This window comes from Ruminiclostridium papyrosolvens DSM 2782 (genome assembly GCF_029318685.1).
Taxonomy (GTDB): domain Bacteria; phylum Bacillota; class Clostridia; order Acetivibrionales; family DSM-1351; genus Ruminiclostridium; species Ruminiclostridium papyrosolvens.
On the sequence record NZ_CP119677.1, the window covers coordinates 1732702 to 1759129 of the forward strand.

A 26428-nucleotide genomic window follows, 5' to 3' on the forward strand; every position below is an offset into this window, starting at 1 on the left:
TTGATAGGTATTTTAAACTCTTTATATTTTACGTTGCTAAAAATTAAAAGTTTGATTTATTTTCATATAATTAATATATCCAAACGTTATAATCACATTACACTTTTCATATATTTATAACGCTTGATATTTGTCCGCTTAAAAAAAATCCGGGGATGTGAGGTTTTTGAATAAAACTGCAAAAGTAGTTATAACAGTTATGATTATTTTATCAAACCTGATATGTACTAATATGGTAATAGCAGATGATACAAATGATGATGGGCCTATTACTAAGGATATAATTAAGAATGAGAGCTGGGAGGCTACCGGAACTCAGTTGCCACGAGTTTCGGCAGGAGCTGCGATTGTAATGGATGCAAAAAGCGGCAGGGTTTTGTATGAAAAAAATGGCTATAAAAGAAATTCCATTGCAAGTACAACAAAAATCATGACTGCAATAGTTGCAATTGAAAATGGAAAAGATGATGAAGATGTTATTGTCAGTAAAAGGGCAGCATCTATAGGAGGGTCAAGAGTAAATCTTAAAGAGGGAAAAATATATAAACTGGGAAACCTTCTCAATGCAATGATGCTCAGGTCGGGGAATGATGCTGCTATTGCAATAGCGGAGCATATAGGCGGTTCTGTTGAAGCATTTGCTGAAATGATGAATAGAAAAGCTGCCCAAATAGGGGCTACAAATACAAACTTTGTAACGCCTCATGGACTGGATGATCCGCAGCATTATTCAACTCCTTTTGATCTTGCTATGATTACTCAATATGCTTTGAAAAATGAGAAGTTCTGCAAAATAGTAAGTACAAAATCCTCTTCTTTTGAGGGAAATCCAATTAACAATACAAATGAGATGCTAAGCCTTTACCCCGGAGCCGACGGCGTAAAAACAGGGTATACCGGTCAGGCAGGAAGATGCCTTGTAACCTCTGCTACACATAATGGATGGAAGGTTATATCCGTAGTGCTGAATTGCTCCACAAGGTCTGTCAGAGCTCAGAACAGTAAGATATTGCTGGATTATGCATTTGGCAACTACAGTACATACGACTATCTGAAGCAAGGCCAGCAAATATCGGAAATAGGAATACATAAAGGTTTAAACAATTCAGTTGGATTATGCTCTGATAAAGATGTTTCAATTCCATTGAAAAAGGATGAAGCAGACAGGATAAAGGCAGAATATGATATTCCTAAAACATTGGAAGCACCAATACAAAAGGGCAGCAGGATAGGTACAGTTAAATATGTACTGGATGGTAAAGTACTGGCGTATGCTGATATCAAAGCAACTGATAATATAAAAAGAAAGGACTTCTACTACTATTTTGACCGAATATTTAAAACATGGGCAAGACTTGTACATGAACGTTAAAGATGGGATAATAGTAAAGTATTTTTTACTTTTACTTACGAAGAGGGAATTTTGATGAAAACACTGCTGGTAGGCATAAATTCAAAATATATTCATACGTGTCTTGCAATATGGTATCTCAAAGCAAGCATAAATGAAAATGATAATATAACTGTCAGGGAATTTACCATAAATGATTTACAGGATAATATTCTCTCGGAGATTTATAGGGAGAAGCCTGACGTTATAGCATTTTCATGTTATATATGGAATATAGGTATTGTTCTTTCAATTTCAAAGGAGCTTAAAAAGCTATTGCCGGACTGTAGCATAATTCTGGGAGGGCCTGAAGTTTCTTATGATTCCCAGCAAATTATGTGTGCAAACGAGGCTGTTGATTTTATTATATCCGGTGAGGGAGAGGACGTAGTCCCTGTATTGTTAAAGGATATGTATGCCGGTACTCAGGAGTATAAAGCATTACAGGGAATAGCGTATAGAAACGGCTGCTCTGTAGTGAACAATAAGGGTTTTAATCTGGTTAAAGAGCTTGATAAAATTCCTTCGCCGTATAATAGCGAATTAATGAAAACTACACTAAATAGAATTGTTTATTACGAATCTTCCAGGGGCTGTCCGTTTTCCTGCTCCTATTGTATTTCATCTACTTTTAACGGAATAAGATTCTTTAGTATGGAACGTGTAAAAAGTGATATATGCAGAATTCTTGAGTATAAGCCAAGACTTATAAAATTTGTTGACAGGACATTTAATTGCCATAGAGAAAGGGCAAAAGAAGTATTACGCTTCTTAATATCCTTAAATTGTGAAACGGTTTTCCACTTTGAGGCAGCCGCAGACCTTTTTGACTGTGAGATGTTGGATATACTTAGAGAAGCTCCAAAAGGCAGGATACAGCTTGAAATAGGAATTCAGACTATAAACACTCAAACCTTGAAGGAAATAGACAGAGTAACGGATATTGACGTATTAACCAAGAATGTACAAAAAATCCTTAGTGCAGGAAATATCCATGTGCATCTTGACCTGATTGCAGGTTTGCCCTACGAGAATTTTGAAGGTTTTCAAAAATCCTTTAACTATGTCTATAACCTGAGACCTCACCAGCTTCAACTGGGCTTTCTGAAAATGCTGAAAGGCTCAAGAATACGGACAGAATCCGAAGAGCATGATTTTTATTTCAGAGACTATGCGCCATACGAGGTTTTGAAAAATAAGTATATTTCATATGACGAAATACTTCTTTTAAAAGACATAGAGGAGACTTTTGAGAGGTATTATAATTCCGGCAGGTTTGGTAATTCGCTAGACTTTATTGAAGCGGATTGTTTTACTTCGGACTCATTTAATATGTATGAAAACCTGGCACATTACTGCAGGAAAAACGGTTATCTGGACAGACCGGTATCCTATAGGGAAAATATAAAGATTTTGTACAGTTTCTATAAAGACATTTGTCAAGATAGTACAGAACTTGAAAAGTTCAGGCAATACATGGTACTTGATTTTCTGAGCAAAGACAGTTCGGGAGCAATTCCCGATTGCATAAAAAGAGAAGATGATTTACTGTCCCCCTTTGATATTCATTCTATGCTCAGAAATGAAGAGTTTATTGACAGACATCTTCCTCAATACAAAGGTACTCAAGCGAAAAATATTTTAAAGAGAGTTTTCTTTGTCAGATTGAATTTATTGTATCCATCTGATGAAGTACTTTTGTTTGACTATTCCTCCAAAGAGGAAGTTACCGAGCAATATCGGAATGTAGCAGTAATAGTTAATCCTCTGCAAGATAATTAAATACCTATGGAAGAAACAATATCTATCAGCTTTCTCCAATTATCAATATCTTCGACAAGTGCATTTTTTCCTGCTTCGGTAATGTGATAGTATTTACGAGGAGGTCCATTGGAGTCTTTCCCCCAATATACCTCCGTAAGTTTTTCTTTGTTTAGCCTTCTAAGAATAACATAAAAAGTACTGTCGTTTACTTCAGGGAATAACGCGCCCATTTGTTTCATCACATCATATCCGTACATATCCTGTTTAGATATGATGTGAAGAATACACATGTCAATGACTCCCTTTTTTATTTGTGCATCCATGTCTGGTTACCTTTCTAGAAGTAAAATAAAAATTTCATATTAGTGTCACATTTCTTTTTCTTTTTTGTAATATAAACTGACAAATAGAAAAGTGTGTAATTAATAATATTTTTAAAATGAACACATATATTTTAAAATGAGAAATATTTTATAAGATTACTAATAATTACCAGCGCATAAAAGGGAGGGGCTTAAATGACCAAACCGGAATTTGATTTTAGGGAACTGATTAAACGAGACAGAGAGGAACATATACGCAAACAATTTGATGGAACATTCTTGGATTATTTGCAGATAGTTAAATCCAATCCGGAGGTTGCCATGCTGTCTCATCAAAGATTGTATGAGCTTATCAGCTGCAAGGGAGTTGAAGCTGTCAAAACCGAGGAAAATCCAAGATTAAGAAGAATTTACGGAAACGACATAATTAAAAAATACACCTTCTTTGAAGACGATTTTTTTGGTATTGATAAAACAATAATGAAAATCGTAAGGTATTTCCACTCTGCTGCCATGGCAGGAGAAGAGGCCAGACAAGTTTTATATCTTGTAGGTCCGGTCGGAGCGGGTAAATCATCATTGATGGAAGCCCTAAAAAAGGCATTGGAAGCTGCTTCCCCGATATATTCGCTAAAGGATTGCCCTATGAGAGAAGAACCACTTCATTTAATTCCAAAGCACCTTCGAAAAGATTTTGAAGAAAAATTGAATGTAAAAATTGAAGGGGATTTGTGTCCTGTTTGCAGATACCGTTTAAAGAACCAGTATAACGGGGAATATGAAAAGTTTCCGATTGAATCAACAGGCTTTTCCATAAGGTCCAGAAAAGGTATAGGCGTAGTGCCACCCGTAGACCCTAACAACCAGGATACCTCAATACTAACAGGAAGCGTTGATATATCAAAAATAGACCTTTATTCTGAAGACGACCCAAGAGTATTATCTTTGAATGGTGCTTTTAATGCCGGAAACAGAGGTATAGTGGAGTTTATAGAAGTATTCAAAAATGAAACGGAATACCTTCATACCATGATTACAGCAACTCAGGAAAAATCCGTTCCATCGCCGGGCAAAGGGGCAATGATATATTTCGATGGAGTCATATTGGCTCATTCCAATGAAGCAGAATGGAATAAATTTAAGTCAGACCACACAAATGAGGCAATTCTGGACAGAATAGTAAGAATTGAGGTACCCTACTGCCTTGAGCTAAATGAAGAAATAAAAATTTATAAAAAGATGCTTTCTAAAAGTAAATTCAAAGCACATATAGCTCCTCATACCATAGAAATTGCTTCCATGTTTGCAATACTGACCAGATTAAGTCCATCCAACAAAGTCGACCCGCTTACCAAGCTTAAAATATATAACGGAGAAGAAATTCTGGAGAAAGGAATGACTCGAAAAATTGATATATTTGAGCTTCGGGAGGAAGCACCCAGAGAAGGCATGACGGGCATATCAACCAGATTTATAATGAAAGCTCTAGATACTGCATTATCCGAATCAGAGAATGATTGCATAAATCCCATTGCAGTTATGGAAGCTTTAATAAAATCCGTAAAAGAGCTTGGAATCGGTGATGATGAAAAAGAACGTTATTTAAGACTTATATATGATTCTGTAAAGAAGGAATACAATAAAATTCTTGAAAAAGAAGTTACAAAGGCATTTATACATGGCTACAGAGAACAGGCAGAGAGCCTGTTTAACAATTACCTTGACCATGCTGAAGCTTTTGTCAACAAGACCAAGATAAAAGATACGAATACAGGTGAGGAACTGGAGCCCGATGAAAAATTCTTGCGTTCCATTGAAGAACAGATAGGTATCTCAGATACTGCAGTAAAGGGGTTTAGGTCGGATGTTACCGCATATATGTTCTTTGTTATGAGAAATGGGGGAAGTCTGGATTATACAAGCTACGAGCCTTTGAAGGATGCAATAGAAAAGAAGCTGACGGCATCCGTAAGGGATTTAAGCAGGATTATAACACAGGCAAAAGTAAGGGATAAAGAGCAAACCCAGAAATACAATACAATGGTTGAGGAAATGAAGAAGAACGGCTACTGTGACCACTGCTGCAACGTTATACTAAAATATGCAGCAAACAATCTGTGGAAGGATTAATTGGAGGGTCAAGTATGGCTATATTCAGAGATTGCAGTAACATTGGCAAAGACAGGTCTGCCGAAGACAGAAGGCGACACAGGGAGCTTGTTGAGGAATCCATAAAGAAGAATCTGGGCAGTATTATTGCAGAAGAAAGCATAATAGGCAAAAGTAAGGATAAGAAAATCAAGATTCCCATCAAAGGAATAAAAGAATTTCAGTTTATATATGGTAAATCCAAGCCCGGCGTAGGAGCGGGTGACGGCAATGAAAAAAGGGGCGATAAATTTGCAGGAGAGGCACAGGCGGGTAAAGGTAAAGGAGGCGCAGGAAATCAAGAGGGAGAAGAGGTTTATGAAACGGAAATAACCATTGAGGAGGTAATAAAATACCTTTTTGACGATATGAACCTTCCCGATATTGATAAAAAGCAGCTATCCCAATTGGAGGAAAAAAGCTACAGAAAGCTTGGTTACCAACACAAGGGTATTCCTCCGCGACTTGCCAAAAAACGTTCCGTCATTGAAAAAATAAAGCGCAAACAAGCCGCAAAAAGGTCTGAAGATGGAGAGGAAGCCACATATGATAAGGAGTCAGGGGAAGAAAGATTTCCTTTCATAGAGGAAGATTTAAGGTATTACAGAATCAAGGAGGAAAACAAAAGGGATTATAATGCAGTTGTGCTGTGCATTATGGATGTTTCGGGTTCAATGGATCAAACAAAAAAATATCTGGCAAGAAGTTTTTATTTCCTTTTGTATCAATTCCTAAGATTAAAATATGCAAACGTGGATGTAGTTTTTATAGCTCACACAACAACAGCAAAGGAAGTGAACGAAAGAGAGTTTTTCCACCGGGGTGAGTCCGGTGGAACCTACATCAGCAGCGGGTATGATAAAGCTTTAGAAATAATTGCGGAAAGATACAGTCCTGCCAACTGGAACATTTATGCTTTCCACTGCAGCGACGGGGACAATTGGTCTGAAGATAATAAAAGAGCTGTAGAAAGTGCTAACAAGCTTTGTGAGGTATGTAACCTGTTTGGCTATGGAGAAATAGTACCCGGTTATTACAATATAGGCAGTACCATTAAAAACGAATTTCAGACCAAGATTAAAAGCAAGAATTTTGCAGCTATAAATATTAACAAAAAAGAAGATGTCCTTCCGGCACTTAAAAAGCTCCTTGATAAAGCAAGCGACAGGGACGAGAAGGCAATATTGAATTAGCTTAAATATTAAATAAATCGGGAGGAATAAAAGCTTATGGCGGATTTTAGTCTAAAGGAGCTGGAATACTGGAATGAGCGTATAGAAAAAATAGCGGTGGAGAGTGGATTGAACTTCTATAATCAGGAGTTTGAAATAATAAATTATGAAGATATGATAGGATATGAATCATACGTAGGGATGCCATCCCACTATCCGCACTGGAGTTACGGTAAATCCTATGAGAGGATTAAAACACTGCATAAATATAATCTTACAGGACTTCCGTATGAAATGGTTATAAACTCCAACCCGTGTATTGCCTACCTGATGAAGGATAATTCACTTCTAATTCAGATACTAACAATAGCACATGTATATGCACATAATGATTTTTTTAAAAATAACAGGCTATTCAATAAAGGAACAAAGGCTGAGTATGCAGTTGAAACCTTTAAAAATCATGCCAACAGGATACGTGACTATATCTCTGACCCCAGTATTGGTTATGCAAAAGTTGAAAAGATACTTAATGCCGCACATGCAGTAAAACTGCAAACGGAAAGGATAATTGACTACCGCAATAACAAAAGGGAGAAAGAAGAGTCAAAATCTGCTTTGATTGAGCATAAGTCTGATTTTCCCAATCTTGACAGGTATTCCAGAAGAGAAATGAAGTACGATACTGAGGCCGGCAACCAGGAAATAAAAATACCTGAGGAGCCTCAGGAAGACATACTCAGTTTTGTTGCAGAATATGGGCGTTTGCAGGACTGGGAAAAGGATATACTTTCTATTGTAAGAGAAGAAGCCCTGTACTTTATTCCACAGATAGAAACAAAAATAATGAATGAGGGCTGGGCAAGTTTCTGGCATTACACCATATTAAACAAGCTTGAACTTCCTCAAAATATGCATTTTGAGTTTTTAAGAAAACACAATGAGGTAATCAGGCCATTAAAATCAAGTATAAATCCATATTTCATAGGATTTAAAATTATTGAGAACCTATACAATACACAGGGAAAAGACAAGATATTCGAGGTAAGGGAAAATGAGAGAGACCAATCTTTTATAAGAAGATACCTGACTCAGGAATTGTGCAGTGAAATGAATCTCTTTGAATATATATCCACGGGAAACGAATATATGATTTCTGAAGTTTCAGATGATGAGGGGTGGAAAATGGTAAGAGATACTTTGTGTAATACAGTTGGTATTGGAAGTGTCCCAACAATAAAAGTCACCGAATGGAGCCCAAAGGAGAATACTTTGTTCCTTGAACACGAATTCGACGGCCGTGAACTGGAATTAAGCTACGCGTATGAAACTCTTAAACACCTTGTAGATCTGTGGAAGGGTAAAGTTGTACTGACTACACATCTGGAAGAAAAAATGAAAAATATAGCATGCGATGAAATGAAAAGAATATCCCTGTACACTTGAGATAGAGCCACATTTAGAAAAACTGTTAGCACTCTTGTTAATTGAGTGCTAAAAAATACTTGAAACTTTACTCCATTCGGGTTATATTATTAATAGTGTAAAAAATGAAGTGGAGGTAATATTATGAAACACGAAAGCGGAAGTATTTCAATAAATACAGAAAACATATTTCCAATTATTAAAAAGTGGTTGTACTCTGAAAAGGACATATTTATAAGAGAACTAGTGTCAAATGCAAGTGATGCCATTAGTAAAATGAAAAAACTTGATGTAATGGGAGAAGCCGAACTGCCCGAAGGTAATAAGTTCGAAATAAAGGTCATTGTCAATAAAAATGATAAGACCATAAAAGTAATAGATAACGGATTGGGAATGACTGAGGAAGAAGTAAAAAAATATATAAATCAGATTGCTTTTTCAGGAGCAGTCGATTTTCTTGAAAAATATAAGGACAAGTCAGATGACGGACAAATTATAGGTCACTTTGGTCTGGGATTCTATTCGGCATTCATGGTGTCACAGCGTGTCCAGATTGACACACTTTCATACCAGAAAGATGCGGCTGCTGTAAGATGGGTAAGTGATGGCGGAACAGAATTTGAAATGTCAGATTCCGACAAGAGTGAGAGGGGAACAACAATAACTCTCTATTTATCTGATGACAGCTTGGAATTCACTGAAGAATACACAATGAGAACTACCCTTGAGAAATACTTTGCCTTCCTGCCATATGAATTATATCTTGAGGATGCTGCAAAGGTAGAAGAGAAGAAAGAGGAAACTAAAGAAGAGGAAAAAGAAGGTGACGAAAAGGAAGTTACTGAGCCTAAAAAGCCCGAGCCTTTAAATGATACACAACCTCTTTGGCTGAAAAATCCAAAAGACTGCACAGACGAAGATTATAAGAAGTTCTATTCAAAAGTATTCCATGACTTTAATGAGCCGCTTTTCTGGATACACTTAAATATGGATTACCCCTTTAACCTGAAAGGTATACTTTATTTCCCTAAGCTCAAACATGAATTTGAGACTAACGAAGGGCAGATAAAGCTTTATTACAATCAGGTATTTGTTGCTGACAATATAAAGGAAGTAATTCCTGAATTCTTGCTGTTATTAAAGGGTGTACTGGATTGTCCTGATTTACCTTTGAATGTTTCCAGAAGCTTCTTACAGAACGATGGTTATGTTAACAAGATTTCCACACACATAACAAAGAAGGTTGCAGACAAGCTTACATCTATATTTGAGAACGACCGTGAAAGCTATAATAAATACTGGGATGACATAAACCCGTTTGTAAAATACGGCTGTTTACGTGAAGAAAAATTCTATGACAGAGTTAAGGATGTCCTTATATTCAAGTCAACTAAGGGCGGATACACTACTCTAAAGGAATATCTTGAAAACAACAAGGACAAGCATGAAAATAAAGTATTCTACGTATCAGATGAAAATCAGCAGGCTCAGTATATAAAGCTGTTTAATGAAAACGGAATGGAAGCGGTAATACTTTCAAACATGATAGACAATCACTTTATGTCTCTCCTTGAAAGCAAAGGTACAGGCTTACAGTTTAACAGAATTGATGCTGATATTTCAGAGAGTATGAAGCAGGAGAACACAGGTATTCCTGAAGCTGATGTCAGCTATCTGGAAGGTTTGTTCAAGGAAACAGTAAATGATGAAAAACTAAAAATACAGGTTGAATCCTTGAAAAATGAAACTATACCGGCGGTAGTACTGCTGTCAGAGCAGTCCAGAAGAATGCAGGAAATGAGTAAAATGTTCGGGGGAATGGATATGGGACACATGTTCCCGAAAGAACAGACTCTCGTTTTGAATTCTTCAAATAAACTCGTAAAAGCATTGCTGGATTTAAAGGAAAAGGATGAAAGAAAAGAAGATGTGAAGCTGGTAAGCGAACACATATATGATTTAGCCATGATGAGTCACCAGACTTTAGGGCCTGAGGCTATGGCGAAATTTATACAGAGAAGTAATGAAATATTGATGAAAGTTCTTTAATATAAAAAGTAAGCAAAAACCCGGAGGGCACTTAATGGCCATCCGGGTTTTTATAAAGCCTATTTACTATCTTTATCTGTCTGCCTTATTTCTACACGTCTTATCTTGCCGCTGATTGTTTTTGGAAGCTCAGTTACAAACTCAATGATTCTTGGATACTTATAAGGCGCCGTAACCTTTTTTACATGGTCCTGAAGTTTCTTAACCAGTTCCTCGCTTGCAGTATAGCTTTTTGCCAGTATAACTGTAGCTTTAACTATCTGACCTCTGATAGGGTCAGGAACAGCAGTTATGGCACATTCCAGAACCGCCGGATGTTCCAGCAAGGCACTTTCAACCTCAAAAGGCCCGATTCTGTAACCTGAGCTTTTAATAACATCATCAGCTCTGCCAACAAACCAGAGATAGCCGTCCTCATCTCGCCATGCCATATCACCCGTATAATAAATACCATCATGCCATACACTCTTTGTAAGAGCTTCATCTCTGTAGTAACCGCCAAACATACCGGCAGGCTTCTTTTTTGTGGTTCTTACCACAATCTGTCCTTCTTCACCGTCCTGACATGAATTTCCATTCTCATCAAGAAGGTCTATATCATATCCCGGAGACGGCTTACCCATTGACCCCGGTTTTGGCTCCATCCATGGGAACGTACCCACTGTGACAGTCAACTCAGTCTGACCGAAGGCTTCCATTAACTTTATACCGGTAGCCTTGTAAAATTGGCTGTATACTTCGGGGTTCAGAGGTTCTCCTGCTACAGTACAGTATTTCAGACTGCTTAAATCAAACTTTGAGAGATCTTCCTTGATAAAAAATCTGTAAATCGTAGGAGGAGCGCAAAAAGAAGTAACATGGTGCTTTGAAATAACTTCAAGAAGTTCCTTTGGAACAAACTTATCAAAGTCATATACAAATACAGCACACCCTGATAACCATTGGCCATAAATTTTGCCCCATACAGCTTTAGCCCAACCTGTATCGGCAACTGTCAGATGCAGACCGCCTTCAGAAACATTCTGCCAGTACCTTGCTGTAAGGATATGACCCAGAGGATACTCATAATCATGCTGAACCATCTTTGGCATACCTGTAGTACCCGATGTAAAGTACAGCAAGGATATGTCACTATTGTGAGAACCCAATTCGCCCAGAGGCCTTTGAAATTCGTTGGAAGCCTCTTCGATACCGGATGAAAAATCCAACCAGCCATCCTTGGAACCATCAATCAATGCCTTATATTTTACAGTAGGTGTTTTACTAGCGGAATCTTCAATATGCATTACAACTTCCGGCTCATTAACACACACAATCATTTTTATATCTGCTGCATTAGCTCTATAAACAATATCCTTTGAAGTGAGCAGATGAGTTGCCGGAATTGTAACGGCACCCAGCTTATGCAAAGCCAAAATACAGAACCAGAACTCATATCTTCTTTTTAATATGAGCATTACCGGGTCGCCTCTCTTAATACCCAAGGACTTGAAATAGTTAGCTGTCTTGTCGCTATACTCTTTTAGCTGACCGAAGGTGAAGGTTTTTTCGGCACCCGATTTATCACACCATACAATTGCTACCTTATCCGGCGTTGTCTTAGCATATTCATCAACAACGTCATATGCAAAATTAAAGTTCTCAGGTACATTTATTTTTAAATTTTCGTAAAAATCCTCGTAAGATGTAAAGTCTACCCGAGATAAGTATTTTTCCAACATTACTTACTCCCCCTGATACCTAAAGAATAATTGCCAAAAATCTGGCTTTCTTACCATTCATAGCTTTCATTCCGTGACTTGCCGACGAATCAAAATAAATCGAGTCACCCTCATTCATCACATGCTCACGTCCATTAATTATTATTTGAAGAGTTCCTTCTATAATATAGTTAAATTCCTGTCCTTTATGGGAATTAAAGTGGACAGTAGAATCGGAAGTATCCGGCTCAACCGTTACAATAAAAGGCTCTGCCTTTTTACCAACAAAATTGTAAGCAAGGCTGTGATATTTATAATGTTCGCGTCTCTCAACACTTACACCTTTTCCATCCCGAACAAGCTGATAAGTATGAAGCTTTGGAGCATCTCCCGTAATTATTGCTGAAAGTTCAACATTAAACTTATTTGCTATTTGATAAAGAAAACTTACCGGAATATCGGTCTCACCGCTTTCGTATGACCTGTAAGCTTCTTCAGAAATTTTAAGTTCTGCTGCAAGTGCTTCAACAGTAATTCCAGATATTTCTCGTAACTCTTTTATTCGTGAAGCAATTAATCTGATTTGCTCAGACATGTAATCACCTTCCCATGTTTTATGTAGTTGAATAAACAATCTTATAACAAAATAATATCATAAAAACAGTGAATAGTTGCAAAAAAAATTGGAAGATATGTACTAAATTAAATACATCAATCAATAAGCTATGTTAGCACATTTGATTTTGTAAATATATATCGTAAAGAACCTTTTGACTATAAATCTTTAACGATTTCTGCTTTTTTTATACAAAATTCCATCATAGTTTAAAAAAGTAAAAGTATCTTTAATAATATGGAATTTATTCAAATAATATGTTACTATGAACTTATGTTTAAATTTATTATATTTTTAACTTACTGGGGGCGAAAAACATGTCTATAGGCAAAAAGATACTTTGTATTGTAATCGGTTGCGTAATTATTGTGGGCGGTGGAACAGCTTTATATAGTATTTACGATTTTCCTGTATATATAGTTACTGCAATTTTCTGTATATTTGCTGTTGCGGTGGGGTTATGGCTTACTTTTTCTCTTACTATGCCTATCAAAGTACTTTCACGGGTTGTTGAACGAACTGCAAATTTTGATTTATCACATGACAAAACATATAACCAGATTAAAGGCAGAAAGGACGAAATAGGATTTCTTGCAAGAAATCTTTCAACTATGAGGGGTTCTCTGAGAGAAATACTTGGCCTTATGGCTGATGCATCTGAAAAAGTTATTGAAAATTCTCAGCAGGTAGAAAGAATGACAGAGAATTTAAAAGAAAAAGCAGATGACACATTATCAACTACAGAGCACATATCTGCGTCAATGCAGGAATCAGCAGCTACATCACATCAGATTAATTTCAGTACTCAGGAAATTAAGAAAAATATAACCCTTATTGCCCAAAACTCGGAGGAAGGGGCACAAACAGCAAATGAGGTCAGTATTAAAGCAAGCGAGATAAAGGAAAGTGCAGTATTATCTGCAGAGAATGCAAATAAAGTATACCTTGAAGTTAAACAGCAGCTACAGGGCGCCATTGATAAGGCTGGAGAGGTTTCTCACATAGACCAGCTTGCTCAGGCTATACTTCAGATAACCGAGCAGACAAATCTGCTTTCACTTAATGCGGCTATAGAAGCAGCAAGAGCTGGAGAAGCAGGAAAAGGTTTTGCAGTAGTAGCAGATGAGATAAGAAAACTTGCAGACCAGTCTTCAAAAACAGCAGCTGATATAAAAAATATAGTTAAGACGGTAAATGAATCCGTAGGTGCCTTGACTGACAGTGCGGGAGTACTTCTGGAATTCGTAGACAAGGAAGTATTAAACGACTACAAGAAGCTCATTGATACCGGCGAGCAGTATTATAACGATTCAGCACAATACAGCAAGATAATGAATGCCTTTAATGACTCAGCAAAGGTTATGAACAATTCCATTGCAAACATTGTTACTGCATTGGAACAGGTTACTTCCAGTGTAAACGAAAGTGCAGAGGGAGTTGAAGTTATTACAGTTAAAACAGCTGAGGTTGTTGAACACTTTGCAAATGTCAAGGTATCTACTCAGGATAATCTTGTAGCTTCCAAAAAGTTAAAGGATCAGGTATCAAAGTTTACATTATAAATGAAGATAAAATTTAAGAGCCGCATCTGATAAGTTTACCATAATATTACTGTCAGAGCGGCTTTTTTGGGAAATATCTACGGGCTAAAACCGCTGCATATAGCCATAAAAAAAACTGGAAAACTAATTTGTAAAATGATAGTATAATATATAGAGGTTTCCGTATTTAGTAATTTATACCCTTATATAATAAATAAAAGTAGGTGCTAATGTGGAAAGAGAATATGTAAAAGTAAGTAAAGACATTATGGATAGTATTTTGGCTGACGATGTTTATACCCGTGGAGGAAACATGATAGTTCCGGCTGATACATTGATATCAGAGCATATTATCAAAAAGCTGGAAGCCTTTAGGGTTGAAAGAGTACCCATATACAGGTCTCACTCTATTCTTGGCAACGAATATCTTTCAGATATGAGTATCAGTGACAGCCAGAAACAATATATCGAGGATGTCAATGCTACCAAAGAAATATTGCGCAATCTGGCAATAGGTAAGGAACTTGATATTGATAATGTAAAAACCATAACAGACAATATCTATGAGAGACTGAGCGATGTAAATACAATAATTGAATGTATCAATTCAATTAAAGTGGCCGATCAATATACATATTCACATTCTGTAAATGTTGCATTTTATTCAATGTTATTGGGTAAGTGGATGAACTTGAGCAAACTGCAGGTCAAGGATCTTGCCATGGCAGGTCTTTTGCATGATATAGGGAAATCCAAAATATCTGCTGAGATTATGAATAAAAAGGGTCCTCTAAGCGAAAGCGAGTTTGATATTATCAAGAGACACCCCATTTACGGGTATGATATTATTAAAAACATTCCTGATATTACAATAGAAATAAAAAGAGCAGTTATATTACATCACGAAAAGGAAAACGGTACAGGATATCCTTTTGGTATTCAGGGAAATAAAAAGAATCTGTATGCAAAGATAATTACTGCCGCAGATATATTTGATGCAATAACCTCTGAACGGGTTTACAAGGAAAGGCAGACACCATTCTCGGCATTTAAGGAAATGGAAAAAATCGGGTACGATATTGTTGACCCTATGGTAATGGGTGTAATGTTTGATAATATGCCAAGGTATTATATCGGTTCAAAGGTAAAGCTTGACAATGGTGAAATAGGTGAAGTAGTTTACGTTCCCAGTTCTTGTGCCTACGCCCCCGTTGTAAAAATAAATGAGGACTTTGTTGACTTTGCAAAAGAAAAAGAAGCCCTCATAAGTGAACTGCTGTAAAATTATATCAGTTCACTTATAAAGGTTTTAACTGCTTTAGATAAAACTACGTTTTTCATGGTAACAACCCCTATACTCCTTGGAGGTAGGGGTTCTTTTGATATAATCTGGAATAACTCTCCTGATTTTATTGCATCCAAAGCACTTTCCTTCAGTACGCAGGCTACTCCTGTACCTATTTTTGCAAATTCAACCAAGAGGTCCAGACTTTCCAGCTCTATTTCAGGAGAACATGTAAGGCCATAGCTTTGGAAGAAACGGTCAACAGATTTTCTGGTTGAACTGTCTGACTGAAGTAATACAAGAGGATATTTGTTCAATTCCTGCAAGGTTATTTCCCTTTCTTTCAATTCTTTAAACCTATCTGATGCTACAAAAATATCCTGAACTGAAATAAAAGAAACAGCATCAAACATATCCTGATTAACAGGCAGTGTAGAAATTGCGATATCAATTAGGCCACCTTTTAAAACGTCCAGTAGTTGGGGAGTAGTTCTATTGATAACCTTAACCATAATATTCGGGTACATTTGCCCAAACTTTTTTATATATGGCATTATGAAATATTTACAGATCGAATCGCTTACGCCTATTCGAATTTCGCCGGCAGTGAGGCCTTCAAATTCCTGAAGCTTTTCTTCTGCAGTTTTCAAAAAATTATAGGCCTGTGATGCATAACTGAAAAGAAGCTCACCTTCATTTGTCAGCTGAATATTTCTGGACTTTCTATGGAATAATGTCACTCCGAGCTGCTTTTCAAGGTTTTTTACAGACTGGCTTACAGCTGACTGTGTTATATACAGTTTGCGGGCTGCCTCTGAAAAGCTTTTATTTTCAGCACACTGATAAAATATTTTATATAACTCAAAATTAATATCCATAAGTACTCCTAATACAACATATTAAATATATTAATTTTACTAATATATTTTATCATAATATAATAATAATTAGAAAGCTTATTCGAATGAATTTATATATATCAGGAGGACTGCAAAATGAAAAATACTGTAAAGAGATTATATGTTGTAAAGAAACATCCTTATGACGTTGAGGCACAGGGACTTTTGAAGGATTTGAGAGAAACACTGGGAATAAAGGCATTGAATTCTTTAAAGATAGTAAACAGATATGATGTGGAAGGCATAAGCGATTCTGAATATCAACTGGCAAGAAACACCATATTCTCTGAGCCAACAGTTGATTTTGCATATGATGAGGAATATGAAATTCCTTCAAATTGCAGAGCTTTTGCAGTTGAATATCTTCCGGGACAATACGATCAAAGAGCTGACTCTGCTGCTCAATGTATACAACTTTTAACACAAGGAGACAGACCTGATATAAACACTGCCAGAGTAATTGTTTTGGAAGGCAGCATTAATGAGGAAGAACTTAATTCAATAAAAAAATACTATATAAATCCTGTTGAAAGCAGGGAAGCAAAGATGGCAAAGCCTGAAACACTTAAATCACAGGCCGAACAGCCTGAAGATGTTGCCACTCTTGACGGCTTTACATCTCTGGATGAAAAACAATTATCACAGCTTTTAAAAGAGATGGGCTTTGCAATGTCTTTTGACGACATAGTTTTCTGTCAGAGCTACTTTAAAAATACTGAGAAGCGTGATCCTTCAGTTACAGAAATGAGAATGATAGACACTTACTGGTCAGATCACTGCAGACATACAACCTTTCTTACATGTATTGACAGTGTAACATTTGAAAAAGGCAGATTTACAGAAATCATTGAAGAAACCTATAAGGACTACATTGAAAAAAGAGAGGATATCTACAAAGACCGTAACGACAAAGATATATGCCTGATGGATGTAGCACTTATGGCAATGAAGGCATTGAAAAAACAAGGAAAACTAGACGACCTTGACCTCTCAGATGAAATAAATGCATGCAGTATTGTTGTTAATGCTGATGTAAACGGAAAAAATGAAGAGTGGCTTGTAATGTTTAAAAATGAGACACACAACCATCCAACAGAAATAGAGCCTTTCGGTGGAGCTGCAACATGTCTGGGAGGCGCTATCAGAGACCCGTTGTCAGGACGAGTTTATGTATATCAGGCAATGAGGGTAACAGGAAGTGGCGACCCAAGAACCAAGCTTGAAGATACAATACAAGGCAAGCTGCCACAGAAGAAAATAACCACCGGAGCGGCTTCGGGATACAGCTCCTACGGAAATCAGATAGGCCTGGCTACCGGACAGGTAGCTGAAATATATGATGAGGGCTATGTTGCAAAAAGAATGGAAATCGGTGCCGTAATTGGTGCAGCACCAAGAAAAAACGTAGTAAGGATACAGCCGGAGGCAGGGGACAAGATAGTGCTACTGGGTGGAAGAACAGGCAGAGACGGTTGCGGAGGAGCAACCGGTTCATCAAAGGCTCATACTGAGGAATCTCTCATGACCTGCGGTGCTGAAGTTCAGAAGGGTAATGCTCCTACAGAGAGAAAAATACAGCGTTTATTCAGAAATCCTGATGTAAGTACATTGATAAAAAGATGTAATGACTTTGGTGCAGGTGGTGTTTCCGTTGCAATTGGCGAGTTGGCAGACGGACTTGAAATAAATCTTGACGCAGTACCAAAGAAATATGAAGGCTTGGACGGAACAGAACTGGCAATTTCAGAGTCCCAAGAGCGTATGGCAGTTGTCGTTGAAGCTTGCGATGTAGAGAAATTCATAGCTCATGCAGCAGAAGAAAATCTGGAAGCAGTTGTTGTTGCAGAGGTAAAGGCAGAGCCAAGACTTAAAATGTCATGGAGAGGAAAGCAAATCGTTGATTTAAGCCGTGAATTCCTTAATTCAAATGGTGCAAAGCAGCGAATAGACATAGAGATTTCAGCACCAAAAGAGATAACATATTTTGATGAATGTAATGAGATAGAGATAGACAATATAAAAGAATACTGGGTAAATAATCTGCAAAATCTTAACAGATGCAGCCAAAAAGGATTAATTGAACGATTTGACTCAACAATAGGTGCAAATACAGTACTTATGCCTTTCGGCGGAAAAACTCAGCTTACTCCTGCAGAAGGCATGGCTGCAAAGCTGCCGCTTATGGAAGGTGATACAACAACCGGAACACTTATGTCCTTTGGATACAACCCTGACATATCAAAATGGAGTCCTTTTCACGGAGCAGTATACGCTGTTGTAGAATCAATAGCTAAAATTGTTGCTATGGGAGGAGATTACAGCAAAGCAAGGCTGACACTACAGGAGTATTTCGAAAAGCCTGGAAAAGATGCAAAGCGTTGGGGAAAACCTCTTAGTGCTTTACTTGGTGCGTACTATGCACAGATGAGGCTGGGAACAGCGGCAATAGGCGGAAAGGACAGTATGTCGGGAAGCTTTATGGACATGGATGTTCCGCCGACCTTGGTTTCCTTTGCTGTAAACACAGTTAATGTTGAAAATGTAGTTTCAAACGAATTCAAGGCTGCGGGGAGCAAGGTTGTACTCCTAAAAGTAAAGCTTGACGATAATATGCTCCCTGATTTTGATGAGCTTGACAAAGTATACAGTCGTGTCAATAAGCTTGCAAAAGAAAAAGCTATACTCTCTGCAAGTTCTGTTCGCTCAGGCGGTATTGCAGAAATAGTCAGCAAAATGGCATTTGGAAATATGATAGGATTCAAGCTCGAAGGGATAGCGGATGTTTCACTTCTGTTTAAACCTTTCTACGGTTCTTTACTCCTTGAAATACCTGAAAACATTGATTTGACAAAAGTTCTGGAAGGACTTAGATACACTGTAGTAGGTGTTACCACAGACAATTCGCAAATTAATATAAATGGAACTTCAATTGAACTCAGTGAGCTTGCGGCAAAATGGCAGGAGCCTTTAGAAAAGGTTTTCCATACAAGGGTAATGGAAGAGAATAAAAATGTAGCTTCATACTGTTACGAAGCAAAAACAAAAGTAAAACCTTCTTTAAAGATTGCAAAACCAAGAGTATTCATTCCCGTATTTCCGGGAACAAACTGTGAATATGATACCAAAAAGGTATTTGAAAATGCCGGAGGAATTGTAGAGACACTGGTAATAAAGAACATGACCCATAATGACATCGAAGAATCTATAAAGAGAATGGAAGCACTGATAGATAATTCTCAGATAATCATGATTCCCGGTGGTTTCAGTGCCGGCGACGAACCTGAAGGTTCAGGTAAGTTTATAGCTACAGCTTTCAGAAATCCTGTTGTCAGCGAAGCTGTTATGAAGCTTCTGAAAAACAGAGACGGATTGGTTTTGGGTATTTGCAACGGATTTCAGGCACTTGTCAAGTTGGGACTGCTTCCCTTCGGTGAAATAAGAGAAATTGACGAGGCATGTCCTACACTGACCTTTAATACAATAGGACGTCATCAATCAAGCCTTGTTAAAACAAGAATAGCTTCAAACCTTTCACCGTGGCTTAACAACGTAAAGGTTGGTGATATTCATACAGTAGCAATATCTCACGGTGAAGGACGCTTTACTGCAAGCAGTGACGTTCTGGCTGTACTGGAAGCAAACGGACAAATAGCAACACAGTATGTTGATTTAAACGGACAGCCAACTTATGATATAGCATACAATCCTAACGGTTCAATAAATGCCATAGAAGGTATTACAAGCCCCGACGGCAGAGTTTTGGGTAAGATGGGACATTCCGAAAGAATAGGTACAAACCTGTATAAAAATGTGCCGGGTGAAAAGGACCAGAAAATTTTCCAAGCGGGAATTGAGTATTTTGGGTAATTCCAGGTAATTGTTGAATAAACATAGCAGGTACAAATAATGGCAAAATTGGTGACAGCCCAAAGAAAACATGTTATCATGAAAAAAAGCAGTTATATTCGGAGGTGGCTATTTATGAAGATTTCGTTTTCTACATTGGGCTGTCCGGGATGGAGTTGGGAGGATATGCTTTCAACTGCAAAGGACATCGGATTTGACGGTATTGAAATCAGGGGTATCGGCAATGAACTTTATGTACCTAAAGTAAAACATTTTTCAAACGATAATATAGAACTTACAAAGAAGAAATTGACCAAAATAGGTCTTGAAATACCTTGTTTGACTTCGGCATGTTTTTTATTTGACAAGGCAAATATAGATAAACATATAAAAGAAGGCATTGAGTATATTGAGTTGGCTCAAAAGCTTGGTGTACCTTACGTAAGAGTTTTAGGTGATGCTCAGCCGCAATCCTCTGAAATAGATATTGATTTTGTTGCTGAAAATCTTAAAAAGCTTGCTACTGAGGCAAAGGGAAAAGGTGTCAAATTATTAATTGAAACCAACGGAGTATTTGCCGATTCAAAAGTTATGAAAGCATTGCTTGATACAGTCAACTCTGACAGTGTTGGAGTGCTTTGGGATGTACATCACCCGGTGAGATTCTTTAATGAATCGTTGGAATACACATACAGTAATTTGAAGGAATACATATGTTTTGTACACATCAAGGATTCAACCGTTGTTGATGGTACCATTAAGTACAAAATGACAGGTTACGGTGATATTCCGGTGAAAGCAGCTGTTGAACTACTCAAAGAAAACGACTATAAGGGATATGTCTCCCTTGAATGGGTAAAAAGATGGTGCCTTGACTTGGAGGAACCGGGAATCGTTTTTGCTCACTTTGCAGGGTATATGAAAAGTATAATATGATATTTAGTAAATCAGGGGCTGTTGCATTTTTATGTAATAGCCCCTTTTATGTGCGCCCAGTATGGGCGCAATCTAACGGGTGAAAGTCCCGAGTGCGGGCTAGTAGTGCCAAGCACATAGCCAAGAGCAAGGGTGTCCTTGGTGACGAGGAATCTGAAGAAAGCTGGAGGCAAACTTCTGGTCTGACGAACAGAAATCACATCAGGCATATTTAGGTCGGGTAAGGCTGCATAACAAGCCGAAGCCCAATAACTACTCGGAGCCTATGGTGTATATGTGGCAGGTAGATGGAAGGAAAGATTGCGCTCTTACCTGGGGAGGTCTCACGGACATGCAGAAACATAAAGTATGAAGCATGATTGAAATAAGATTTATCGTGAGAAGTCAGCCGAGGTCGTAGTACCAGATGAAGTCGACGCCATTTGGGAAGGACTGAACTTTAGGAGGTGAAAGTAAATGAATGTTACCAGAAGTGAATATAAGGACAGACAACCACAAAATAAGGGCTATCTGCAAAAGGTATCTGCGGAACAGAAAGAGTATGCAGAAGCGTCCGCTCACAAGAGGATAACTGAAAACAACATCACCAATACATACCTGTCGACAGATGATTTATTGAAAAAGATATTGGGCAAAGACAATTTAAATGCGGCATTCAAGAAAGTAAAATCCAATAAAGGTGCTGGAGGAATTGATGAAATGGAGGTAGATGAACTTCTGCCGTATCTCAGAGAAAACCGAGAGCAGCTAATTCAAACAATCAGGGATGGCAAATACCATCCTAATCCGGTAAGAAGGGTAGAAATACCAAAAGAAGAGAAAGGAAAAGTGAGAAAGTTGGGTATACCCACTGTTGTTGACCGAGTAATCCAACAGGCAATTTCGCAAATACTTTCACCGATATTTGAAACACAGTTTTCAGAGTACAGCTATGGCTTTAGACCGAAAAGGAGTGCGCATGATGCAATAAACCAATGCCAGAGGAATGTGAACGAGGGGTACAAATATGTCGTAGATATGGACTTGGAGAAATTCTTTGACACAGTGAGCCAAAGCAAGCTGATAGAAGTACTATCAAGAACCATAAAAGATGGCAGAGTAATATCACTTATTCATAAATATCTGAGGGCAGGAGTTGTTGTAAGGCATAAATTTGAGGAAACAGAAGTCGGCGTACCTCAAGGAGGACCACTAAGTCCGCTGCTCAGTAACATAATGCTGAATGAACTGGATAAGGAACTGACCGCGAGAGGACATAAATTTGTCCGCTATGCAGATGATAGTATGATATTCTGCAAAAGCAGGAAAAGCGCAGAAAGAACCCTGAATAACATCATACCGTTTATCGAAGGAAAACTTTTTCTGAAAGTAAACAGAGATAAGACAACGGTTGCACGCTACAAAGAGGTGAAATTTTTAGGATTTGCTTTTTATTGGAGCAAAGGGGAATACAGAGTCAGAATACACCCAAAATCAATCAGCAAGATGAAGCACAAAATAAGAGGACTCACAAGTCGCTCAAACGGCTGGGGAAATGAACTCAGGGCGAATAAACTAAAACAGTATATTCAAGGCTGGATAAATTATTTCAGAAAAGCCGATATGAAAGGCTTGATGAATCAGACAGATGAGTGGATGAGAAGAAGGATAAGGATGGTATACTGGAAACAGTGGAAGAAAATCAAGACAAGAATTAAAATGCTCATGCACTTCGGAATTGAAAAGCAGAAAGCATATGAGTTTGCGAATACAAGAAAAGGCTACTGGAGGATTTCCTGTAGCCCTATACTTAGCCGAACTCTTAATAATGATACTCTAAAGAAATTAGGGTACATCTTCTTTTCGGATTACTATAAACAAGTACGTGTAAACTAGAGAACCGCCGTATACCGAACGGTACGTACGGTGGTGTGGAAGGTCGGTAGCTGAAATAATCAGCTACCTCCTATCCGATAATGCAAGACAGGAAATAATTGTTAAAACATAATATAATATGTTATTATTCTTGCAACACTATGACTTGCAGGAGTGATATCATGAAAAAAATACACTTGTGTCTGGTAATGGCTGCTTTTATTATATTAAGCAGCTGCGGCAGTGAAAACACCGTGTTTCCTAAACACAGTACATATGGCTATAGAAACGGCTCCATAAAAGTAAGTAAGTCAATAAAGACACTTAATATCAACATAGATTCAGGAAATCTGCAAATATATTGTTGGGATAATGATGAAATCAAATATGAAGCAAAACATGTTGTCAGGGGAAATAAGTCCGATGAAGCTCTCCGGAAACTTTTGAAGAACTATTCCATCAAATCAGGTCAAAAGGAAAAAACAACATATATTACAGTCTCTTACGCCGATAAAATTAAGAAACCTCAGGATTTTTATACTGAAATAAAGCTAACCCTTCCTCGGACTATTAAAAATCTATCTATAAAAAACGGAGTAGGCTCTATATTAGTTGAAGATAAATTTGAGGGAAACATAACCGGGGACGTTGATTCAGTTAACACTGAAATTAAAGCAATGAACGGAAAACTCATATGGAAATGTGATACAGGAAACTTTCGGCTTGGTTCAGGAAAGCTTTTGAGAGATTCCACAGTAAATATAACTGCCGGAAATATATCATCAAAAGCAGAGTGTGAGGATAATTCACAGTTTGTATTTAAAACAGGTGCAGGCAATGTGGAATTAAGTTTTCCAAAAGAGTCAGAGATTACTGTAGACAGTTATGGCACACTACAAAATAATCAGTTTACAGGGATTACAGGTAATATACAAGTTAAGGCAGCTACTAATATGGGTAAAATAGCCATAAATGGATACTAATATAAATATGAAAAAGTACAAATAAAATTCTTGACAAACATAAAATATGTAATATAATGGTTGTATTAGTAAATTCTTATTGCGTTTTGTCTTATATTTTCTTTTCAAAAATTTAAAATCTATTGGAGACATATCATGGCACTCATAAAACTCTTAATTATTGATGAGGACAATGAGTATTTGATCACCTTATGTAACTTTCTTACTCATAGTTACTCAGAAACTTTTGCGGTATCATATTGCAAAAATCTCAATGAAATTAATAATAGTATAAAAAAGATTGCCCCCAATGTAATACTAGCATCAGAGAAATACTACAGTGAAATACAAAAATATACTAATATTGATTTAGTTCTGTTGACATCTATAAAAAATTCAGAAACAACAATTGAGAAAAATTACATATACAAATACAAAGATGTCAATCAGATTGCGGCTGAAATAGTAAACATACATACCGCAACAGGGAATAAAATAAATAATACAGGAGGGAAGAATACTAAAGTAATTTCTGTATTTTCAGCTGCCGGAAATGTTGGTAAAACCTCATTGGCATTGGCAGTTAGCAGTATATGTTCATTCACCGGACTGTCAGTCTTTTACCTTAATCTTGAGCAATTCCAATCAACCGGTGTCTTTTTTAACGAAAACACCCAATATTCTTTTTCTGATATTATTTATTTTGCCAAGGAAAAAGATAAAAATCTTGTGGCAAAAATCCCTTCTATCTGTTCCAGAGAAATTGATTCCGGCGTTCATTATTTTAGTCAGGCAAACAACGTTTTTGACATAAAAGAAATGTTACCCGAGGATATTGACTTTATAGTTTCTGCCATTGAAAACTGTGGAAACTATGACCTTGTGGTAATAGATATGGATTCGCAGCTTAACGAAAATACAATGAAGGTTTTTGAAAAGTCTGATGAAATTCTGTACCTTTTAACTAAGGAAGAAAGTTGTTTACATAAAACCAAACTGTTTATTGACAGCATAGATATATTTGCAAAAAGCTTTCAAAATAAAGTTTTCGTGAACACAAAAATAAAATACATTGCAAACAAAGTATCTCCACAGGCTCCACTGTCTGATAAAATCTGTTTTGAACAGAAGTTCTTGTCTCAAATCTTTTACGATTCTGACTTCCCGTCTTTAAGTAACCTGTCCAAATTCAACGGAGGTTCTGAAATAATACTTAATTCTTTCGGAGATATTGCAGGAAGATATTTAAAACAAAACGAGGAGGGGATGGTGTGAATCAGGAACTCATAAATGAAATAAAAGCCTCAATCAATGAAAAAATTGATTTAAAGAGGAATTTCTCTGACCACGAGATTAATGATTTAGTAGTTCGTACTGTATTGGATAAATCAAAAGAAGTATTTCTGAATACGTCTGATAAAAAGCAAATAATTGAAACTGTTTTTAATTCCCTTCGCAGACTAGATATATTACAGCCCATACTTGACGATAATCAGGTAACAGAAATAATGATTAACGGCCCTGAAAATATTTTTGTTGAAAAGAAAGGAAAAATAAGCCACCTTGAAATATCCTTTGAATCTCAACAAAAGCTGGAAGATATTATACAGATAATGGTGACGGCGGTTAACAGAACAGTGAATGAATCCAATCCTATTGTTGATGCCAGATTAAAGGATGGGTCAAGGCTTAACGTAGTACTTCCTCCTATTGCATTGAATGGTCCTATTGTAACTATAAGAAAATTCCCGGGCAAACCCATTGATATGGAAAGCCTTATTGAATTACAATCCTTAACAATTGAGGCAGCAGAAGCGCTAAAAATGCTGGTAAGAGCAAAATATAACATCTTTGTGGCAGGTAGTACCGGTTCGGGAAAAACAACTTATCTCAATGCCCTTTCAAACTTCATACCAACAGATGAAAGAATAATAACCATAGAAGACTCTGCCGAACTTCAAATAGCAAATATATCAAACCTTGTAAGCCTTGAAACCAGAAATGCAAATGTAGAGGGAAGAGGAGAAATCACTATTAGAAAGCTTATAAAAACAGCCTTAAGAATGAGGCCAAATCGCATAATCGTGGGGGAAGTAAGGGGTGAAGAGGCAATAGATATGTTGTCTGCAATGAATACAGGGCATGACGGTTCCCTTAGTACAGGACATGCAAACTCAACTCAAGATATGTTCTCACGACTGGAAACAATGATTCTGAGTGCCGCAAATTTACCTCTTGAAGCTGTGAGAAAACAGATAGCTTCGGCTATTGATATTATTATATTTCTTTCCAGGCTCAGGGACGGGTCCAGACGTACAATAGACATTTCAGAAGTATTGGGAATTGAAAATGGATTAATAAAACTTAACCCGCTTTTTATATTTGAAGAAGATATTCAAACAAATCACAAAGCTAATAATACTGTATCAGGAAGCTTGAAACGAACAATGAATCCATTAATTAATAAACAGAAAATGATAAATTCGGGGATTTATGATGATTTTTAGGAGGATTATAA

The 26428-nt window shown here is 37.2% G+C and carries 18 protein-coding genes; 14 read left to right on the plus strand and 4 right to left on the minus strand.

The window, feature by feature from the left end; genetic code table 11:
- Positions 1-157 precede the first annotated feature (157 nt).
- Both P0092_RS07735 and P0092_RS07740 read left to right on the plus strand, forming a co-directional pair.
- Positions 158-1372: a D-alanyl-D-alanine carboxypeptidase family protein gene (locus tag P0092_RS07735; RefSeq protein WP_242831794.1), complete on the plus strand. Its 1215-nt coding sequence runs from the start codon at positions 158-160 to the stop codon at positions 1370-1372.
- A gap of 54 nt (positions 1373-1426) precedes the next feature.
- Positions 1427-3172: a B12-binding domain-containing radical SAM protein gene (locus P0092_RS07740; protein WP_004621103.1), complete on the plus strand. Its 1746-nt coding sequence runs from the start codon at positions 1427-1429 to the stop codon at positions 3170-3172.
- On the opposite strand, the gene P0092_RS07745 is transcribed toward P0092_RS07740, so the two are convergent.
- Entirely contained in the window at positions 3169-3477 is a 309-nt protein-coding gene (locus P0092_RS07745; protein ID WP_004621105.1) for a PadR family transcriptional regulator, read from the minus strand. The genes P0092_RS07740 and P0092_RS07745 overlap by 4 nt on opposite strands.
- Before the next feature lie 195 nt (positions 3478-3672).
- Between P0092_RS07745 and P0092_RS07750 the strand changes: the two genes are divergently transcribed.
- The 4 genes from P0092_RS07750 to htpG all read left to right on the plus strand — a co-directional run bounded on the left by P0092_RS07750 (position 3673) and on the right by htpG (position 10271).
- Positions 3673-5607, plus strand: a complete 1935-nt coding sequence (locus P0092_RS07750; protein WP_004621107.1) for a PrkA family serine protein kinase — start codon at positions 3673-3675, stop codon at positions 5605-5607.
- Between the two features lie 14 nt (positions 5608-5621).
- Positions 5622-6818 (plus strand): sporulation protein YhbH, encoded by a 1197-nt coding sequence (yhbH, locus tag P0092_RS07755; RefSeq protein WP_004621108.1) that lies wholly within the window; start codon positions 5622-5624, stop codon positions 6816-6818.
- A gap of 36 nt (positions 6819-6854) precedes the next feature.
- A complete protein-coding gene (locus P0092_RS07760) occupies positions 6855-8243 on the plus strand; it encodes a SpoVR family protein (RefSeq protein ID WP_004621111.1) in 1389 nt (462 codons plus the stop codon).
- A 123-nt stretch (positions 8244-8366) separates the two neighbouring features.
- The gene (gene htpG / locus P0092_RS07765; protein WP_004621112.1) at positions 8367-10271 is read left to right on the plus strand and encodes a molecular chaperone HtpG; all 1905 of its coding nucleotides are present in this window, start codon (positions 8367-8369) and stop codon (positions 10269-10271) included.
- 59 nt (positions 10272-10330) lie between these two features.
- Here the strand turns inward: htpG and P0092_RS07770 are convergent, their stop codons facing one another.
- Both P0092_RS07770 and P0092_RS07775 read right to left on the minus strand, forming a co-directional pair.
- Positions 10331-11992 carry an AMP-binding protein gene (locus P0092_RS07770; protein WP_004621115.1) on the minus strand — a complete coding sequence of 554 codons (1662 nt, stop codon included), beginning with the start codon at positions 11990-11992 and terminating at the stop codon, positions 10331-10333.
- Positions 11993-12011: 19 nt separating this feature from the next.
- Complete coding sequence (locus P0092_RS07775; RefSeq protein ID WP_004621116.1) at positions 12012-12566, minus strand: helix-turn-helix domain-containing protein; 555 nt, start codon at positions 12564-12566, stop codon at positions 12012-12014.
- 338 nt (positions 12567-12904) lie between these two features.
- On the opposite strand from P0092_RS07775, the gene P0092_RS07780 reads away from it, so the two are divergent.
- Together P0092_RS07780 and P0092_RS07785 are read left to right on the plus strand one after the other, a co-directional pair.
- Positions 12905-14149 (plus strand): methyl-accepting chemotaxis protein, encoded by a 1245-nt coding sequence (locus P0092_RS07780; protein ID WP_004621119.1) that lies wholly within the window; start codon positions 12905-12907, stop codon positions 14147-14149.
- Between the two features lie 211 nt (positions 14150-14360).
- Positions 14361-15410: an HD-GYP domain-containing protein gene (locus tag P0092_RS07785; protein ID WP_004621121.1), complete on the plus strand. Its 1050-nt coding sequence runs from the start codon at positions 14361-14363 to the stop codon at positions 15408-15410.
- Between the two features lie 2 nt (positions 15411-15412).
- Here P0092_RS07785 and P0092_RS07790 read toward each other — a convergent pair whose 3' ends face one another.
- A complete protein-coding gene (locus tag P0092_RS07790; RefSeq protein ID WP_004621123.1) occupies positions 15413-16291 on the minus strand; it encodes a LysR family transcriptional regulator in 879 nt (292 codons plus the stop codon).
- A gap of 117 nt (positions 16292-16408) precedes the next feature.
- On the opposite strand from P0092_RS07790, the gene P0092_RS07795 reads away from it, so the two are divergent.
- The 6 genes from P0092_RS07795 (at position 16409) to P0092_RS07820 (ending at position 26417) form a co-directional block, all read left to right on the plus strand.
- Complete coding sequence (locus tag P0092_RS07795) at positions 16409-20179, plus strand: phosphoribosylformylglycinamidine synthase (protein WP_004621124.1); 3771 nt, start codon at positions 16409-16411, stop codon at positions 20177-20179.
- A gap of 114 nt (positions 20180-20293) precedes the next feature.
- Positions 20294-21094 carry a sugar phosphate isomerase/epimerase family protein gene (locus tag P0092_RS07800; RefSeq protein WP_004621128.1) on the plus strand — a complete coding sequence of 267 codons (801 nt, stop codon included), beginning with the start codon at positions 20294-20296 and terminating at the stop codon, positions 21092-21094.
- A 456-nt stretch (positions 21095-21550) separates the two neighbouring features.
- Positions 21551-22969 carry a group II intron reverse transcriptase/maturase gene (gene ltrA / locus P0092_RS07805; RefSeq protein WP_004618377.1) on the plus strand — a complete coding sequence of 473 codons (1419 nt, stop codon included), beginning with the start codon at positions 21551-21553 and terminating at the stop codon, positions 22967-22969.
- A gap of 161 nt (positions 22970-23130) precedes the next feature.
- Positions 23131-23931, plus strand: a complete 801-nt coding sequence (locus P0092_RS07810; protein WP_004622637.1) for a DUF4097 family beta strand repeat-containing protein — start codon at positions 23131-23133, stop codon at positions 23929-23931.
- Positions 23932-24066: 135 nt separating this feature from the next.
- Complete coding sequence (locus tag P0092_RS07815) at positions 24067-25185, plus strand: AAA family ATPase (protein WP_004622638.1); 1119 nt, start codon at positions 24067-24069, stop codon at positions 25183-25185.
- Positions 25182-26417, plus strand: a complete 1236-nt coding sequence (locus tag P0092_RS07820; RefSeq protein ID WP_004622639.1) for a TadA family conjugal transfer-associated ATPase — start codon at positions 25182-25184, stop codon at positions 26415-26417. The genes P0092_RS07815 and P0092_RS07820 overlap by 4 nt, the downstream gene beginning before the upstream one ends.
- Positions 26418-26428: the final 11 nt, after the last annotated feature.